Genomic DNA, 15639 nt, shown 5'->3' with positions numbered 1-15639 from the left:
CGTCGACGTCGAGAAGGTGACGGATTACGCCGAAATCGCGATGGCCGGCGTCGTTTCGACGCCGGGCATCTCCATCGACGGCAAGCTCGTTCATGCCGGCGGACTGCCAGACGCCGCGGCGCTGGAAGGCTGGCTCGCGGCATGACCCTCCTTCGAACAGGAATAGCGGCTGCGGCGGTTCTCGCAACCAGCATGGCCGCATCGGCGGGCAGTCTCGAAATCCAGCCGGTCACCGACGGGGTCTATGCGCTCGTCGGCGACATGGAGCAGCGCTCGCCGCAGAACTTCGCCAACAACGCCACCTTCGGCGTCGTTGTCACCGGCGACGGTATTGTCCTGGTCGACCCCGGTGGCAGCTGGAAGGGCGCCGAGGAAATCGACGCGGCGATCCGCTCGATTTCGGACGAGCCGGTCAAATACGTCATCGATACGGGCGGCCAGGACCACCGCTGGCTCGGCAACGGCTACTGGAAGGCGAAAGGCGCGACCATCATCGCATCCGCCGATGCCGTCGCCGACCAGAGCGACCGCCAGTCGATGCAGTTCACCATGCTGGAGACACTCATCGGCGATGCGCTTGCCGGCACGGAGCCGGTCTATGCCGATACCGTTTTCGACGATGAATACGCTTTCTCGCTGGGCGGACTGGATTTCAAGGTCGTCCATCCGGGCGCCGCGCACACACCCGGAGACAGCTATGTCTGGGTCGCCGCGCGCGACACCGTGTTTGCTGGCGACATCGTTTTCGTCGAACGCATTCTCGGCGTCGGCCCGCAGTCGCTGTCCGGCCCGTGGCTGGAAGCCTTCGACAGCTTCGCCGCCCTGGAGCCGGAGCATGTCGTGCCCGGTCACGGCCACGCGACGACCCTCGCTCGCGCGAAGGCCGACACGTATGACTACCTCGCCAATCTGCGCGCCCGCATCGCCGAACACATCGATGCCGGCGGTGACATGATCGGTTCGGTCGAGGTCGACCAGTCGGCCTTTGCCCATCTGACGCAATTCGACGCGCTGTCGCGGCGCAACGCCCAGCAGGTCTTCTCCGAAATGGAATGGGAATAGGAGCTACTAGGTGTTTCGCCGCCGCTACCGGGAGGCAGGACGCCGGGTCCGGTGATTCCGCCAAGGACGGTCAGGGAATGCAGCGAAAAAGAAATGGTGCCCAGAAGAGGACTCGAACCTCCACGCCTTGCGGCACACGGACCTGAACCGTGCGCGTCTACCAATTCCGCCATCTGGGCACGGTTTGGCTAGGCGGCATCGTTTAAGGGGCTGCGCGGGCCAAGTCAACGGCATTGCAGCGCTTCGGCCAAGAATTTGCTGCGAAATTTCCGGTGCGGCGCGCGGTTGGCATCGGGGCCGGAAAACCACTAGCTTGACGGCCGCGAATCCGACCGGAGGAGAGTGCCCGTGATCGTCGTTCCGGGATCGATAAATCTCGACCTGATCGCCCGTGTCGAGCGCCTGCCGGCGCCGGGCGAAACCGTGCGCGGCCCGTCCTTTGTCACCGCGCCCGGCGGCAAGGGCGCCAACCAGGCGCTTGCCGCACGCCGCGCCGGCGCCGAGGTGGCGATGATCGGTGCGGTTGGCGCCGATGCCCAGGCGGACGGCGCGCTGGAACTGTTGCGCGGCGGCGGCGTCGATCTCTCCCGTGTGAAAACCGTCGCTGACATTTCCACCGGCGTCGCCCTGATCATGGTCGATCACCTGAAGGGCGAAAACGTCATTGCCGTCGTCGCCGGCGCGAACGGCCGTGTCGCGCCAGCCGACGTGACGGCCCGGAAACCGGAGACCGGCGACATCGTCCTCCTGCAAATGGAAATCCCCGCGGAAACCGTGTCGGCGGCGCTGCGCCACGCCGGCGCGACGTCCGTCCTCAACATCGCGCCCTATACGGACGATGTGCCGGCGCTGGCGCCGCTCGCCGACATCGTCGTCGCCAACGAGACCGAATTCGACCTGATGGCCGCGGCGATGCGGCTGCCCGGAGATGATCGCGCGGCGCGCATGCGGGCCTTCGTGGAAAAATCGGGCAACGCGCTCGTCGTCACGCTCGGGCCGGACGGCGCGGTCGCGCTGACGGGCGACGGCGAGTTCCGCGCCGCCGCCCCGGTGATCGAGACGGTCGATACGGTGGGTGCGGGCGACACCTTCTGTGGCTATCTTGCCGCGGGATTGGCGGAGGGCATGGCCTGGCCGGACGCGCTCGATCTTGCCGTGCGCGCCGGCGCGGCCACGTGTCTCAAGCCCGGCGCCCAGCCGGCGATTCCGTACCGAAGCGAACTCTAAAGCCGCGCGATCCGCTCGGTCAGAAGCCCAAAGAAGCCGTTGGCGTCGACATCGCGCAGTACATGTGCGTTCTTCGCCCGGCCGGTGACGCCCCACCAGTCGACCACGGTCATGCCCATGGTCAGTTCCGACCCGGTCTCGATTTCGACATTGCAATCGCGGCCGGAAAACAGGTCCGGCTTCAAGAGCCAGGCGATGACGCAGGGATCGTGCAGCGGTCCGCCGTCGGTGCCGTATTTATCCTCGTCGAACCGTTCGAAGAAATCGATCAGCTCGGCCGCGGCCGTCGTCACCTTCGTGCCCTGCGCCCGCATCGCGTCGATGCGCTCGTGCGTCGTCAGCGCCTTGTGGGTGCAGTCGAGCGGGATCATCGTGATGGGGACGCCCGACTTGAACACGGTCGCCGCGGCATGCGGATCGACATAGATGTTGAATTCGGCCGCCGGCGTCGTGTTGCCGCCCTCGAAGAATCCGCCGCCCATCATCACGATCTCGCGGATCTTTGGCGCGATGTCGGGCGCCTTGACCAGCGCCAGCGCGATATTGGTCAGCGGCCCGAGCGTGCACAGCGCCACCTCGCCGGAAGCGCGCTCGCGCAGCGTCTCGACGATGAAGTCGACGCCGTGTTGCGCTTGCAGCGGCATCGCCGGTTCCGGCAGGTCGGGGCCGTCGAGGCCGCTCTTGCCGTGCACATATTCCGCCGTCACGAGGTCGCGCACGAGTGGCCGCGAAGCACCGGCGAAGACCCTCGTCTCCGGCTTGCCGGCCAATTCGCAGATCTTGCGGGCGTTTTTCTCGGTCAGCGGCAGCGGCACGTTGCCCGCCACCGTAGTGATCCCGATGACCTCGAACTCCTCGCTCGCAAGCGCCAGCAGGATGGCGAGCGCGTCGTCCTGCCCGGGGTCGGTGTCGATGATGATGGCGCGTCTGTCGGACATGGCACTCCTGCCGGCTGGTTGCTTGCAATCGTTTGACCGACGGACCATATCAAGGGCGCCGGCGAATGCCACCAACGGGTTCGCCGCAAGTGTCGCTTTGCAAGGAAGGACATGGACATGTCGCGCGTCCCGACGTTTTCGAGCCCGTTGCTTGTCGGTTTCGAGACCATTGAGAAATCGCTCGAGCGCATCGCCAAGAGCGCCGACGGCTATCCCCCCTACAACATCGAACGGCTGGTCAAGGACGGCAACGAGGTCCTGCGCATCACGCTCGCCGTCGCGGGTTTTTCGATCGACGATCTCGATATATCCACCGAGGATTCGCAGCTCGTCATCCGTGGCCGGCAGACCGAGGACGAGGAACCGCGCGAGTTTCTTCACCGCGGCATCGCCGCGCGCCAGTTCCAGAAGGCTTTTGTGCTCGCCGATGGCATGCGCGTTCTGGGCGCCGAGCTGAAGAACGGCCTGCTCGCCGTCGATCTCGATCGCCCGCAGCCCGAAAAGCTGGTCAAGAAGATCGCCATCGCCCAGCGCGACTGACGCGCTCCTTTCACCGGAATGTGACAAAGCGTGTAGGGCGAGCGCGATTGACCTCGCCGCGCGCCCTTCTATGGTCTCCCGCATCCGCATGTGTCTTCGAGGGGACCCTTCATGAAAACCGTCCTGGCCGCGCTCGCCGCGTTCGCTCTGTCCACCACTCTTGCCACCGCCGCCGAGGTCAATCCGGCGGATTGGGACGCCGTGCTCAAGGACGCGAAGGGCGAAACCGTCTACTGGAATGCCTGGGGCGGCTCGCAGAACATCAACGCCTATATCGGCTGGGTCGGCGAGGAACTGCAGCAACGCTTCGGCGTCAAGCTGGTGCATGTGAAGCTCGACGACACGGCCAATGCGGTGGCCACCGTCGTCACCGAGAAAGCCGCCGGCAAGGATACGGGCGGTACCATCGACCTGATCTGGATCAACGGCGAAAATTTCGCCTCCATGAAGCGCCAGGGCCTGCTCTACGAACCGGGCTGGGCGACGCAATTGCCGAACTGGCGCTATGTCGATGCCGAAACGAAGCCGACGGTCACCACCGACTTCACCATTCCAACCGATGGCATGGAATCGCCCTGGGGCATGGCGAAGCTGGTTTTCTTCTACGACAGCGCCCGCACCGATGCCTCCGGCCTGCCGGATTCCGCCGACGAACTGCTCGCTTGGGCAAAACAACAGCCCGGTCGCTTCTCCTATCCGCAGCCGCCGGATTTCATCGGCTCGACCTTCCTGAAGCAGGTCCTGTCGGAAAAGATCGCCGATCCGGCGAAGTTGCTTGAGCCGGTCAAGCCTGACGAATTCGCCGGCCTGACGAAGCCGCTCTTCGATTATCTCGACCAATTGCATCCCTATCTGTGGCGCAGCGCCAAGGCCTTTCCGAAGGACTATCCCTCGATGAGCCAGTTGCTCGCAGACGGTGAACTCGACATCACCTTCGCCTTCAACCCGGCCGAGGCGTCGAGCGCGATTGCCAACGACCTGCTGCCGGACAAGGTGCGGTCCTTCACCTTCTCCGGTGGCACGCTCTCGAACACGCATTTCGTTGCCATCCCCTACAACGCCGCCGCCAAGGCCGGCGCGCTCGTGACCGCCAATTTCCTGCTCTCGCCGGAAGCCCAGGCGCGCAAGCAGGATCCGGGCATCTGGGGCGACCCGACCGTTCTGGCGATGGACCGGCTCTCCGATAAGGACCGTGCCCGCTTCGAGAAACTTGATCTCGGCATCGCGACGCTGAAGCCCGATGAACTCGGCCCGACGCTGCCCGAACCGCATCCCTCCTGGATGGCGATGATCGAGGAGGAATGGGCCGCGCGCTACGGCGTCGCCAACTAGGCGCCCGGCGGCGTACCGTCGGGCCCGTCCGTGCTCCGTTTCGCGCCCCTTCTGGCGATCGCCGTCCTTGCCCTGCCGGTGATCGCCGGTCTTGCCGGGACGCTGGCGCCGGCATTCGGCTACCTGCCGGCGCTCGGCGGCAGCGAAATCTCGCTTGAGCCGTTCCGCATCGTTCTTGGTCAGCCGGGCTTGCTGCGGTCCTGTCTGATTGCGCTGGCGAGCGGCGTCGTCACGGCCGCGATCTCCACCGCGCTGGTCGCGCTTTTCGTCGGCGGCTGGTCGGAGACGCGGACCTTCCGCCTCATCCAGTCGCTCGTTTCGCCGCTGCTCGCCGTCCCGCATGCGGCGGCCGCCTTCGGTCTTGCTTTCATGATCGCGCCATCCGGCTTTCTCGCCCGGCTTGTTTCGCCTTGGGCGACCGGCTGGACGCGCCCGCCCGACTGGCTGATCGTCAACGATTCGCTCGGCCTGTCCCTGATGGCCGGGCTGATCGTCAAGGAGGTGCCGTTTCTCCTCCTGATCACGCTTGCCGCCTTGCCGCAGGTGCCGCTTGCCGCCTCGAACCGGCTCGCCGGCTCGCTCGGCTACGGCCGAGTCGCCGGCTTCCTGTTCACCACGTGGCCGGCGATCTATCGCCAGATCCGGCTCGCCGTCTCTGCCGTGATTGCCTTTGCCAGTTCCGCCGTCGACGTCGCCGTCATCCTCGGCCCGACCACTCCGGCCTCCCTGCCGGTCCGCCTCGTCCAGTGGATGAACGATCCCGAGCTCACCGCGCGTTTCATGGCGTCGGCGGGCGCGGTCCTGCAGCTTGGCGTCACGCTCGCCGCGCTTCTGATCTGGTTCGGCCTCGAAAAACTCTGCGCCATGGCGACGATGCGCCTATGCGAACGTGGCCCGCGTTTTCGGGCCGATGCCGGCATCCGCATGGTCGCGCTTCTCGCCATGGCGACGACGGCGATCGCGATCTTCGGCGGGCTTGGCCTGCTGGCGCTCTGGTCGGTCTCGGGCCTCTGGCAATTCCCGCATGTGCTGCCCGCGTCCCTGTCGCTGCGCGGCTGGCAGCAGACCCTGCCGGGCATCGGCGATCCCCTGACGACGACGGTCACGGTCGGTCTTGCCGCAACCGTGCTCTCGGCGCTGATCGTCGTCGCCAGCCTCGCGCGCGAACAGGAAACCGGGCGCAGCGGCGGCAACCGCGCTCTGCTCTTCATCTACCTGCCGCTGCTCGTGCCGCAGGCGGGCTTCGTCTTCGGGCTGAAACTGTTCCTCGTTCACGGCGGCGTCGGCGCCAACTGGGCGGCGCTGGTCTTCGTCCATCTCGTCTTCGTCCTGCCCTATGTCTTCCTGTCGCTGTCGGCGCCCTGGCGTGCCTTCGACCGGCGTTACGAGGCGATCGCCGCCGGCCTCGGCAAGGGACGCGGAACGACCTTTCTCGCCATCCGCCTGCCGATGCTGTCGCGCGCCATTCTCGCGGCGATGGCCGTCGGCTTCGCGGTTTCCGTCGGCCAGTATCTGCCGACGGTGCTGATCGGCGCCGGACGGCTGGTGACGATCACCACCGAGGCCGTCGCGCTCGGAGCCGGCGGCAACCGGCGCATCATCGGCATCTATGCCTTCCTGCAGATGCTGCTGCCCTTCCTTGGCTTCGCTCTTGCGGCGCTCGTCCCGGCGTTGCTTTTCCGCAACCGCCGCGCCATGAAGATCGCCTGAATTGACCCGGAGCCCCGCTTGCCTGACGACACCACCGCCGGCCTTCGCCTTGACGCCGTCCGCATCCGTCTCGGCGGGCAGGAACTGCTGTCCGTCGATCGCCTCGTGCGTCCCGGCGAGACGCTGACGGTCATGGGCCCCTCCGGCTCCGGCAAGTCGACCCTGCTCGCCTATATCGGCGGCTTTCTCGATCCCGCCTTTTCCGGCGAGGGCAGGGTGATCTGCGGCGGCCGCGACATCGCCCACCTTCCGGCACAGGAGCGCCATGCCGGCATCCTGTTCCAGGATCCGCTGCTCTTTCCGCACATGTCGGTCGGCGGCAATCTGGTTTTTGCGATCCCGCGCGCCGTCGCGGGCAGCGCCGCGCGCCGCAAACGTGCCGAGGCGGCGCTTGCCGATGTCGGGCTGGAAGGATTCTTCGACCGCGATCCCGACACGCTGTCCGGTGGCCAGAAGGCGCGCGTCGCGTTGGCCCGCGTGCTTCTCGCCGAGCCGAACTTCCTGCTCCTCGACGAGCCGTTTTCGAAACTCGACATGCAGTTGCGCGACCAGATCCGCGGCCTCGTCTTCGAGCGCGCGAAACGGTCCCGCCTGCCGGTCATCCTCGTTACCCATGACGCGGCCGACGCAGCGGCGGCCGGCGGCGACGTGATCGAGGTCGGTTGAGGCTTGCCGATGGCGCTGACCACCATGCCCGACCTGCCGGTCACCGAGGTTCTCGACGATCTTCGCACCGCCCTCGCCAGGCGGCCGAACGCCGTTCTCGTCGCGCCACCCGGCGCCGGCAAGACGACGCTTGTTCCGCTGGCGCTGCTCGATGCGTCTTGGCTCTCAGGACAAAAGATCGTCGTCCTCGAACCGCGCCGCCTCGCCGCCCGCGCCGCCGCGCGCCGCATGGCGCAATTGCTGGGCGAGACCGTCGGCGAAACCGTCGGCTACCGCATGCGCCTCGATACGAAGGTCGGCCCGAGGACCCGCATCGAGGTCGTCACCGAGGGTGTGTTCCAGCGCATGATCACCGGCGATCCGGAACTGGCCGGTATTGGCGCGATCCTGTTCGACGAGTTCCACGAACGCAGCCTGGATGCCGATTTCGGCCTCGCGCTTGCGCTCGACGTGCAGGAAGGTCTGCGTGAGGACCTGCGCATCCTCATCATGTCGGCGACGCTCGACGGCGCGCGCGTCGCGTCCCTGCTTGGTGATGCGCTGGTGATCGAGAGCGAGGGCCGGGCCTTTCCGGTCGAGATCCGCTACGAGGACCGGCCCGGCACCGAAACCGCCGAGCAGGCGGTCGTCCGGGTCGTCCGCAGGGCGCTCGCCACCGAGACGGGCAGCTTGCTCGTCTTCCTGCCCGGGCAGGGCGAAATTCGCCGCGTCGCCGCCGCGCTCGCCGACCGTCTGCCGGCGGATGCCTTTCTCGCGCCGCTTTACGGCATGATGGATATCGCCGACCAGGATCGCGCCATCCAGCCGCCTGCGCCCGGCACCCGCAAGATCGTGCTGGCGACGGCGATTGCCGAGACCTCGATCACCATCGATGGCGTGCGCGTCGTCATCGATTCCGGCCTTGCCCGCCGCCCGGTCTTCGATCCGGGCTCCGGCCTGACCCGGCTGGAGACCGGCCGCGTCAGCCAGGCCGCCGCCACGCAGCGCGCCGGCCGCGCCGGCCGCACGGAGCCGGGCGTGGCGATCAGGCTGTGGCGCGAGGAGCAGACGCGCGCGCTCGCCGCCTTCGATCCGCCGGAAATCCTCAATGCCGACCTGACATCGCTGCTGCTCGATTGCCTCGCCTGGGGCGTCGCCGATCCGGCCAGCCTGCGTTTCCTCGATCCGCCGCCGGCACCGGCGCTGAACGAGGCGCGCGCGCTTCTGACGATGCTCGGAGCGATCGACGGGCGCGGCGGCCTGACGCCGAAGGGCGCCGCGATGCGCGACCTGGCTCTGCCGGCGCGCCTCGGCGCCATGGTCGTCGCCGCGAAGGATCGCAACGATGCCTTCCGGCGCATGCTGCTCGCCCTGCTGGTCACCGAGCGCGGCGCCGCCGGTCCGGGCGTCGATATCGGCTACCGGTTCGATACCGCCCTGCGCGGCAAGGGCCCGCAACTGGCGCGCCTGCGTGACATGGCCAAGCGCACGGTCGCATCCATGTCCCTGCCCGCGGGCGGCGAGGAAACGGCCGTCGGCGCGATGCTGCTCGATGCTTATCCCGACAGGGTCGCGAAATCGCGCGGCGGCGCGCGGCGCGGTTCCTTCGTCATGGCGAACGGCCGCGGCGCGGCGATGGACGAGACCGAGCCGCTGGCCGGCGAGACCCATGTCGTCGTCGCCGACGTCACCGGCGTCGCGCGCGAGGGCCGCATCACCTCGGCGGCCGCCGTCGGCGAAGCCGAAATCCGGGCCATCCTCGGCGATCGCATCGAGAAGGCCGAGCAGGTCGAATTCGACAGGGAAAAGGGCGGCCTGACCGCCCGCCGCGTCGAAAGGCTTGGCGCGGTGGTCCTGTCGCGCGTGCCGGTGAAGGTCGGGCCCGGCGAGGCGGCGACGGCGGCGCTTCTTGCGGCCGTTCGCGCAAACGGCCTTGGCCTCTTGCCGTGGTCGAAGGAGGTTTCCCAATTGCGCGCCCGTCTCGCCTGGCTGCATGTCCGTCTCGGCGATCCCTGGCCGGCGATGGACGATGCCGCCCTCATCGAAAGCCTGGAGAATTGGCTCGCGCCTTTCCTGCAAGGGGCGGTCAGCCTGTCGGGCCTGAATGCCGGCACGCTGCGCGACGCGCTGTTGCTGCTTGTGCCGCCCGACCTTCAGCGCCGGATCGAGGAAAACGCGCCGTCGCGTTTCACCGCGCCGACCGGCTCCTCGATCATGCTGGATTACCCCGACGACGGCTCCGCGCCGGTCGTCGCCATCCGCGTCCAGGAGCTGTTCGGCCTCACGGCCCATCCGTCGATCGCCGGCGGCACGGTGCCGCTGACGCTTGAACTCCTGTCGCCCGCCCACCGGCCGATCCAGCGCACGCAGGACCTGCCCGGCTTTTGGGCGGGGTCGTGGGCGGCGGTGCGCGCCGACCTGAGGGGACGGTATCCCAAACATCCCTGGCCGGAGGATCCGGCCGGCGCCGAAGCGACCCGGCGCGCCAAGCCGCGGCCGTGATAACGCTGATTCGCGGTTGTCGTTTCAAAAACGAAACACGCACCGTATATACGCCATATGGAATTTGAACTCGCCCACGAGACCGGTTTCGACAATCGCCGCCTGCGCCTCTCGACAATCACGAACACGCGCTGGCTGGCGACGCTCGGCCAGCTGTCTGCCGTTCTCCTGGTTGCGCTGGGACTGCGGTTCGAACTGCCCATCGCAGCCTGCATGATCCTGATCGCGATCGCGGCGCTTCTCAACATCGCGCTCACCTGGTTTTTTCCGGCCAACAAGCGCCTGAATCCGATCGGCGTCCTTGCCGTCCTGCTCTTCGACGTGGCGCAATTGGCCGGCCTGCTGGCGCTGACCGGCGGCCTGACCAATCCGTTCTGCATCTTGCTCATCGTGCCGGTGATCGTCTCCGCGACGACGCTGCCGCCGCGCTACACGGCGCTACTCGCCGCCGTGACCCTCGCCTTTGCTTCGGCGCTCGCTTTCGTTCATCTGCCGCTGCCGTGGTATCCTGGCGTCGGGCTGCAGATCCCGCTGGTCTTCGTCGCCGGCGTGTGGGTCGCCGTCGTCTCCACGATCGTCTTCACGGCCTTCTATGTCTATCGCGTCGCCGAGGAGGCGAGGCGGCTGTCCGACGCGCTTGCGGCGACCGAACTCGTCCTGCAGCGCGAGCAGCACCTGTCGGCGCTGGACGGGCTTGCCGCCGCCGCCGCACATGAACTCGGCACGCCGCTCGCCACCATCTCGCTCGTCGCCAAGGAGATGGGGCGCGAACCCTTCGAGCCCGAAAGCCTGCGCGAGGACATCGCGCTGGTGCGCACCCAGGCCGACCGCTGCCGCGAGATCCTCAAGCGGCTGAGCACGCTTGGAACCGGCGAGGAGGACCATCTTGCGCGCATGGCGCTGCGCACCATGATCGAGGAGGTCATCGCGCCGCATCGCGAATTCGGCATCCGTATCAGCTCGCGGATCGAGGAGAATGCCGGCAACGAACCGGTCTGCCGCCGCAATCCGGGCATCATCTACGGCCTCGGCAATCTGGTCGAGAACGCCGTCGATTTCGCCAGCGAGGCCGTCGAGATCAGCGTCGCCTGGACGCCGGACACGGTGCGCATCCGCATTGTCGATGACGGTCCGGGATTCCCGCCGGAGATGCTGGAACGCATCGGCGAACCCGATCTTCCGCGCATTCCGGAAAGGCAGCGCAACGGTGGCGGCGGTCTCGGTCTCGGCATCTTCATCGCCAAGACCCTTCTGGAGCGGTCGGGCGCCACCGTGCGCTTCTCGAACGCATTTTCTTCGGGAAAAGGCGCCGATGTTGTCGTGGAATGGCCGCGCGCGGCCATGCAACTGGCGGCATGACAGGGTACGAAGAGTGTAATAAAGAGATCAAAACAGGTGAATGGGATGGAAGACTCAAGCGAACTCGGCCCGGACAAAAGCCTGCTGATCGTCGATGACGATCGGTTGTTTCTGCAGCGTCTTGCCCGCGCCATGGAGAGCCGAGGCTTTGCCGTCGCCACCGCCGAAACGATTGCCGACGGTCTGGCCGAAGTCAAAAAGGCGCCGCCGGCCTATGCCGTCGTCGACATGCGCCTTGGCGACGGCAACGGTCTCGACGTCATCGAGGCCATCCGGGTGCGCCGACCGGACGCCCGCGCCATAGTGCTGACCGGCTACGGCAATATCGCGACCGCCGTCACCGCGGTGAAGCTCGGCGCGGTCGATTATCTTGCCAAGCCCGCCGATGCCGACGAAATCTATGCCGCGCTGACGACGATGCCGGGCGAAAAGACGCCGCCGCCGGAAAATCCGATGTCGGCCGACCGGGTGCGCTGGGAGCATATCCAGCGCGTCTTCGAGATGTGCGATCGCAATGTCTCGGAAACGGCGCGTCGCCTCAACATGCACCGTCGCACCCTGCAGCGCATCCTCGCCAAGCGCGCGCCGCGTTGAATTCGCCTATTCGGGCAGTTCGATCCCGGCGAGTTCCGCCGCATAGAGCCGCTGCGCCGCCGATTGCGCGATGCGCAGCGTGACCGCCTTGCGCCGCGCCGCCGCCAGCCGGTGTTCAGGCGCTTCCCCGAGCAGTGCCGCGCCATGCTCGTCGGCGCGGATGAACCCGCAATCCTCCGGGAAAATCGCTTGCGGCACGTCGCCCAGCGTGGCGAAGAACAGCCTGTCGCAATAATCGCGATAGTCCGGCCATTTGTTGTCGGCCTTCAGGTCCTCGACCGAGGACTTGATCTCGACGATCCAGATCGACCCGTCGCGGAACAGCGCAATGATATCGGCGCGCCGCCCGCTGGCCAGCGTCAGTTCCGGCACATGCGCTGCTCCCATTTCCGTCAGCAACAATTGCACCCCGCGCCGGATTCTGAGCGCACGGACCGATTGACGGCCGTCTTCGAGCGGGTTTTTCGCGTGCAGATCGATTATCGGCATCTATCCAGTTTGCCACGATTCGCCGCCCCCGGGGGCAGCAGCCTCATTTTCCGTTTGACCGGTGTGTGATGAATGTCACATTTTTATTTTCATGGTTAATCAATGAATGGGCTCTAGATGACAGTCTTGCAAGACTGTTTTACGTAGGGTCGTCGGCGTGATTCTGGGAAGGTCGTGGCCGGCTTTTTAAAACGGGAGAATTCCATGCGGGGGTCACGCATTCTTATAGCCGCTCTGGCGGCACTGGCACTGGCAGGCTGCAGTACGTCCGGGTCGAGCCTGGTGGTAAATGCCTACACGGCAAAGGCCGATGGCGCCTACAAGCTGCCGGCAATTCCGGTTACCAAGGTCGAACGGCAATATCGCCGCCAGGTCGTGAGTTACCAGACGAAGGAAAAGCCCGGCACGATCGTCGTCGATACTGGCGCCAAGTATCTTTACTTCGTGATGGAGAACGGCAGGGCGATGCGTTACGGCATCGGCGTCGGCCGCGAAGGCTTCGAATGGTCCGGCACCGCCCGGATCGCGATGAAGCGCGAATGGCCGGTCTGGACACCGCCGCCGGCAATGATCAATCGCCAGCCGGAACTCGCGAAATATCGTGGCGGCATGCAGCCGGGCCTCAACAATCCGCTCGGCGCGCGCGCGATGTATCTCTACAACAAGCGCGGCGACACCGGTTACCGCCTGCACGGCTCGCCGGAATGGTGGTCGATCGGTAAGGCGATGTCGTCGGGTTGCATCCGCCTGATGAACCAGGACATTGTCGATCTCTACAATCGTGCCGAGGTCGGGGCCAAGGTCATCGTCATGTAGAACCGCATGACGCGGAAACAAAAAAGCCGGGCTGAAAAGCCCGGCTTTTTCTTTGTCTTGTGGTGCGTATCAGACGGCTTCGACGCCCTGCACTTCGGGGATGAAGTGACGCAGCAGGTTCTGGATGCCGTGCTTGAGCGTCGCTGTGGATGACGGGCAGCCTGCGCAGGCGCCTTTCATGTGCAGGAAGACCGTGCCGCCGCGATAGCCCCGGAAGGTGATGTCACCGCCGTCTTGGGCGACGGCCGGGCGCACGCGCGTGTCGAGCAGTTCCTTGATCGTGGCGACGATGGTTTCGTCGCTTTCGTCATAGAACTCCTCGCCCGGCGCGATTTCGTTGCCGGCGCCCTGTTCGGCCATCACCGGGGCATCCGACATGAAATGCTCCATGATTCCGGCGAGGATCGCCGGTTTCAGATGCGGCCACTCGGATGCGTCGTCCTTGGTGATGGTGACGAAGTCGTATCCGAAGAACACGCCCGTCACGCCATCGATGGCAAACAGCTTGCCGGCGAGAGGCGATTGCGCGGCCGCTTCGTCGGCATCGCGGAAATCGGCGGTGCCGCTGTCGAGGACGACCTTGCCGGGCAGGAACTTCAGCGTGGCGGGATTCGGCGTTGCTTCGGTCTGGATGAACATCGTGTCGCTCCGGCAAACAGTTTGGAATAATTCTAAATAGGCCGGTCGCTCGCCCATATCAAGCGCGAGAGATGCGCCTTTTCGCGCGAATCGCGGATTACGACAGGCTCTCGATATCCTCGTCGCTGAGATTGTACGGCACGACGGTGACGGGAATCGGGAATGCCGCGCTGCGCCCGGCGACGGACGAGACCAGCGGTCCGGGCCCTTCCTTGGCCGCGCCGGCGGCGAGAACGAGGATCGCGACGTCCTGGTCTTCCTCGATCAGCGCGTGGATCTGTTCGACCGGCACGCCTTCGCGGATGACGGTTTCCGCCTCGATACCCGCCTTTTCACGCGCATAGGCGCCGTATTTCGCGAGAACCGCCTCGGCGTTTTCGGTCGCCTCGGCGCGCATCACCTGCTCGACGCCCAGCCAGTGCTGGAAATCGCCCGGTTCGATGACGAACAGCAGGATGAGGCCGCCATTCGTCTTGAGCGCGCGGCGCGCGGCGTAAAGCACGGCCCGTTCGCATTCGGGCGTGTCGTCGATCACCGCCAGAAATTTCCGTCGGTGGCCAGCTTCGTTGATCAGTCGCTTTGTAAACATGGCCGATACATGGCACGCTGCAGTGACGGCATCAAGCGCCCAGATTGGCGCAGGCTCACGGTCGTCAGGCGAGCAGCCCGACGATCCGCTTTACGTCCGCCAGGGTCTTCTCGGCCAGCACCGAGGCGCGTTCCGCGCCATTGGCCAGCACCGAGTCGATATGGGCAGTATCGGTCATCAGGCGACGCATTTCTTCGGCGATCGGGCTGAGTTTGGTGACCGCGAGATCGGCGAGCGCCGGCTTGAAGGCGGAGAACTGCTGGCCGCCGAATTCGTTCAGCACGGCTTCCTTGGTCGTGTCGGCGAGCGCCGCGTAGATGCCGACGAGATTGTTCGCCTCCGGCCGTTCAGCGAGCCCGGCGGTCTCCGACGGCAGCGCTTCGGGATCGGTCTTGGCCTTGCGGATCTTCTTTGCGATGTCGTCGGCCGTGTCGGTCAGATTGATGCGCGACAGGTCGGATGGGTCCGATTTCGACATCTTCTTCGTTCCGTCGCGCAGGCTCATGATCCGCGTCGCGGGCCCCTCGATCAGCGGTTCGGTCAGCGGGAAGAAACCGTTGACCGTCTCGTCGCCGACCTGGACAGGCACGCCGAGGCCGAGATCGCCGATGCGCTCCGAATAGTCGTTGTTGAATTTCTGTGCGATGTCGCGCGCCAGTTCCAGATGCTGCTTCTGGTCTTCGCCGACGGGCACATGCGTACCGCGATAGACCAGGATGTCGGCGGCCATCAGGTTCGGATAGGCAAACAGGCCGACCGACGCGTTCTCGCGGTCCTTGCCGGCTTTCTCCTTGAACTGGGTCATGCGGTTTAGCCAGCCCATGCGCGCGACGCAATTGAATATCCAGGCGAGTTCGGCATGCTGGTACACGCGGCTCTGGTTGAAGACGATGTGCTTGACCGGGTCGATGCCCGCCGCGAGGAACGCCGCGGCGATCGACCGCGTGCCGTCGATCAGTTCCTGCGGCTTCGGATTGACCGTCAGCGCGTGCAGGTCGACCACACAATAGATACAGTTGTGGCTTTCCTGCAGCGCGACGAATTTGCGGATCGCGCCGAGATAGTTGCCGAGCGTGAGATTGCCCGTCGGCTGCACGCCCGAAAAGACGAGGGGTTCGAAGCTGCTCATTTCAGTGTTCCCGAAGCTGGTGGAGGGCCCCGTCGCAGAGTCTGGCTCCGGATGCGAGGATCGGTTGC

16 protein-coding genes and 1 tRNA gene are annotated in these 15639 nt (G+C 66.0%); 11 read left to right on the top strand and 6 right to left on the bottom strand.

Annotation, left to right across the window (positions count from 1 at the left end; all coding sequences use genetic code 11):
- Positions 1-16: 16 nt before the first annotated feature.
- A complete protein-coding gene (locus IG169_RS19870) occupies positions 17-145 on the top strand; it encodes a thioredoxin family protein (protein ID WP_343225681.1) in 129 nt (42 codons plus the stop codon).
- Positions 142-1062 (top strand): MBL fold metallo-hydrolase, encoded by a 921-nt coding sequence (locus IG169_RS19865; RefSeq protein WP_193178007.1) that lies wholly within the window; start codon positions 142-144, stop codon positions 1060-1062. The genes IG169_RS19870 and IG169_RS19865 overlap by 4 nt, the downstream gene beginning before the upstream one ends.
- Positions 1063-1156: 94 nt before the next feature.
- Here the strand turns inward: IG169_RS19865 and IG169_RS19860 are convergent.
- Positions 1157-1241 (bottom strand) — tRNA-Leu (locus tag IG169_RS19860).
- Positions 1242-1410: 169 nt separating this feature from the next.
- Here IG169_RS19860 and IG169_RS19855 point away from each other — a divergent pair.
- Positions 1411-2289, top strand: a complete 879-nt coding sequence (locus IG169_RS19855; protein WP_193178006.1) for a PfkB family carbohydrate kinase — start codon at positions 1411-1413, stop codon at positions 2287-2289.
- On the opposite strand, the gene IG169_RS19850 is transcribed toward IG169_RS19855, so the two are convergent.
- Positions 2286-3227, bottom strand: a complete 942-nt coding sequence (locus tag IG169_RS19850; protein WP_193178005.1) for a nucleoside hydrolase — start codon at positions 3225-3227, stop codon at positions 2286-2288. The genes IG169_RS19855 and IG169_RS19850 overlap by 4 nt on opposite strands.
- A 117-nt stretch (positions 3228-3344) precedes the next feature.
- On the opposite strand from IG169_RS19850, the gene IG169_RS19845 reads away from it, so the two are divergent.
- The 7 genes from IG169_RS19845 to IG169_RS19815 all read left to right on the top strand — a co-directional run bounded on the left by IG169_RS19845 (position 3345) and on the right by IG169_RS19815 (position 11909).
- A complete protein-coding gene (locus IG169_RS19845) occupies positions 3345-3767 on the top strand; it encodes an Hsp20 family protein (protein ID WP_193178004.1) in 423 nt (140 codons plus the stop codon).
- Positions 3768-3878: 111 nt separating this feature from the next.
- Positions 3879-5099, top strand: coding sequence for an ABC transporter substrate-binding protein (locus tag IG169_RS19840; protein ID WP_193178003.1), 1221 nt, complete (start codon positions 3879-3881; stop codon positions 5097-5099).
- A 30-nt stretch (positions 5100-5129) separates the two neighbouring features.
- Entirely contained in the window at positions 5130-6809 is a 1680-nt protein-coding gene (locus tag IG169_RS19835) for an ABC transporter permease family protein (protein ID WP_193178002.1), read from the top strand.
- 18 nt (positions 6810-6827) lie between these two features.
- The gene (locus IG169_RS19830) at positions 6828-7475 is read left to right on the top strand and encodes an ATP-binding cassette domain-containing protein (protein ID WP_193178001.1); all 648 of its coding nucleotides are present in this window, start codon (positions 6828-6830) and stop codon (positions 7473-7475) included.
- A 15-nt stretch (positions 7476-7490) separates the two neighbouring features.
- The gene (hrpB, locus tag IG169_RS19825; protein WP_193178010.1) at positions 7491-9956 is read left to right on the top strand and encodes an ATP-dependent helicase HrpB; all 2466 of its coding nucleotides are present in this window, start codon (positions 7491-7493) and stop codon (positions 9954-9956) included.
- Positions 9957-10013: 57 nt separating this feature from the next.
- Positions 10014-11315, top strand: coding sequence for an ActS/PrrB/RegB family redox-sensitive histidine kinase (locus IG169_RS19820; protein ID WP_193178000.1), 1302 nt, complete (start codon positions 10014-10016; stop codon positions 11313-11315).
- A gap of 45 nt (positions 11316-11360) precedes the next feature.
- A complete protein-coding gene (locus IG169_RS19815) occupies positions 11361-11909 on the top strand; it encodes an ActR/PrrA/RegA family redox response regulator transcription factor (protein WP_193177999.1) in 549 nt (182 codons plus the stop codon).
- 6 nt (positions 11910-11915) lie between these two features.
- Here the strand turns inward: IG169_RS19815 and IG169_RS19810 are convergent, their stop codons facing one another.
- Entirely contained in the window at positions 11916-12398 is a 483-nt protein-coding gene (locus tag IG169_RS19810; RefSeq protein ID WP_193177998.1) for an MmcB family DNA repair protein, read from the bottom strand.
- A 204-nt stretch (positions 12399-12602) separates the two neighbouring features.
- Between IG169_RS19810 and IG169_RS19805 the strand changes: the two genes are divergently transcribed.
- Entirely contained in the window at positions 12603-13214 is a 612-nt protein-coding gene (locus tag IG169_RS19805; RefSeq protein WP_193177997.1) for a L,D-transpeptidase, read from the top strand.
- A gap of 69 nt (positions 13215-13283) precedes the next feature.
- Here IG169_RS19805 and IG169_RS19800 read toward each other — a convergent pair whose 3' ends face one another.
- The 3 genes from IG169_RS19800 to trpS form a co-directional block, all read right to left on the bottom strand.
- Positions 13284-13853, bottom strand: a complete 570-nt coding sequence (locus IG169_RS19800; RefSeq protein WP_193177996.1) for a NifU family protein — start codon at positions 13851-13853, stop codon at positions 13284-13286.
- Between the two features lie 97 nt (positions 13854-13950).
- Positions 13951-14442, bottom strand: a complete 492-nt coding sequence (locus IG169_RS19795; RefSeq protein WP_193177995.1) for a universal stress protein — start codon at positions 14440-14442, stop codon at positions 13951-13953.
- 64 nt (positions 14443-14506) lie between these two features.
- A complete protein-coding gene (gene trpS, locus IG169_RS19790; protein ID WP_193177994.1) occupies positions 14507-15571 on the bottom strand; it encodes a tryptophan--tRNA ligase in 1065 nt (354 codons plus the stop codon).
- Positions 15572-15639: the final 68 nt, after the last annotated feature.

It is taken from the genome of Oricola nitratireducens (assembly GCF_014904745.1).
In the GTDB taxonomy this organism is placed as follows: domain Bacteria; phylum Pseudomonadota; class Alphaproteobacteria; order Rhizobiales; family Rhizobiaceae; genus Oricola; species Oricola nitratireducens.
This window is presented reverse-complemented; position numbering and strand designations above follow the sequence as displayed.

Bases quoted from the DNA above. Each gene is read 5' to 3' on its own strand.
- IG169_RS19840 (WP_193178003.1), top strand. From the start codon at position 3,879: ATGAAAACCGTCCTGGCCGCGCTCGCCGCGTTCGCTCTGTCCACCACT.
- IG169_RS19820 (WP_193178000.1), top strand. From the start codon at position 10,014: ATGGAATTTGAACTCGCCCACGAGACCGGTTTCGACAATCGCCGCCTG.
- IG169_RS19800 (WP_193177996.1), bottom strand. From the start codon at position 13,853: ATGTTCATCCAGACCGAAGCAACGCCGAATCCCGCCACGCTGAAGTTC.
- IG169_RS19815 (WP_193177999.1), top strand. From the start codon at position 11,361: ATGGAAGACTCAAGCGAACTCGGCCCGGACAAAAGCCTGCTGATCGTC.
- IG169_RS19795 (WP_193177995.1), bottom strand. From the start codon at position 14,442: ATGTTTACAAAGCGACTGATCAACGAAGCTGGCCACCGACGGAAATTT.
- IG169_RS19810 (WP_193177998.1), bottom strand. From the start codon at position 12,398: ATGCCGATAATCGATCTGCACGCGAAAAACCCGCTCGAAGACGGCCGT.
- IG169_RS19845 (WP_193178004.1), top strand. From the start codon at position 3,345: ATGTCGCGCGTCCCGACGTTTTCGAGCCCGTTGCTTGTCGGTTTCGAG.
- trpS (WP_193177994.1), bottom strand. From the start codon at position 15,571: ATGAGCAGCTTCGAACCCCTCGTCTTTTCGGGCGTGCAGCCGACGGGC.
- IG169_RS19805 (WP_193177997.1), top strand. From the start codon at position 12,603: ATGCGGGGGTCACGCATTCTTATAGCCGCTCTGGCGGCACTGGCACTG.
- IG169_RS19850 (WP_193178005.1), bottom strand. From the start codon at position 3,227: ATGTCCGACAGACGCGCCATCATCATCGACACCGACCCCGGGCAGGAC.
- IG169_RS19865 (WP_193178007.1), top strand. From the start codon at position 142: ATGACCCTCCTTCGAACAGGAATAGCGGCTGCGGCGGTTCTCGCAACC.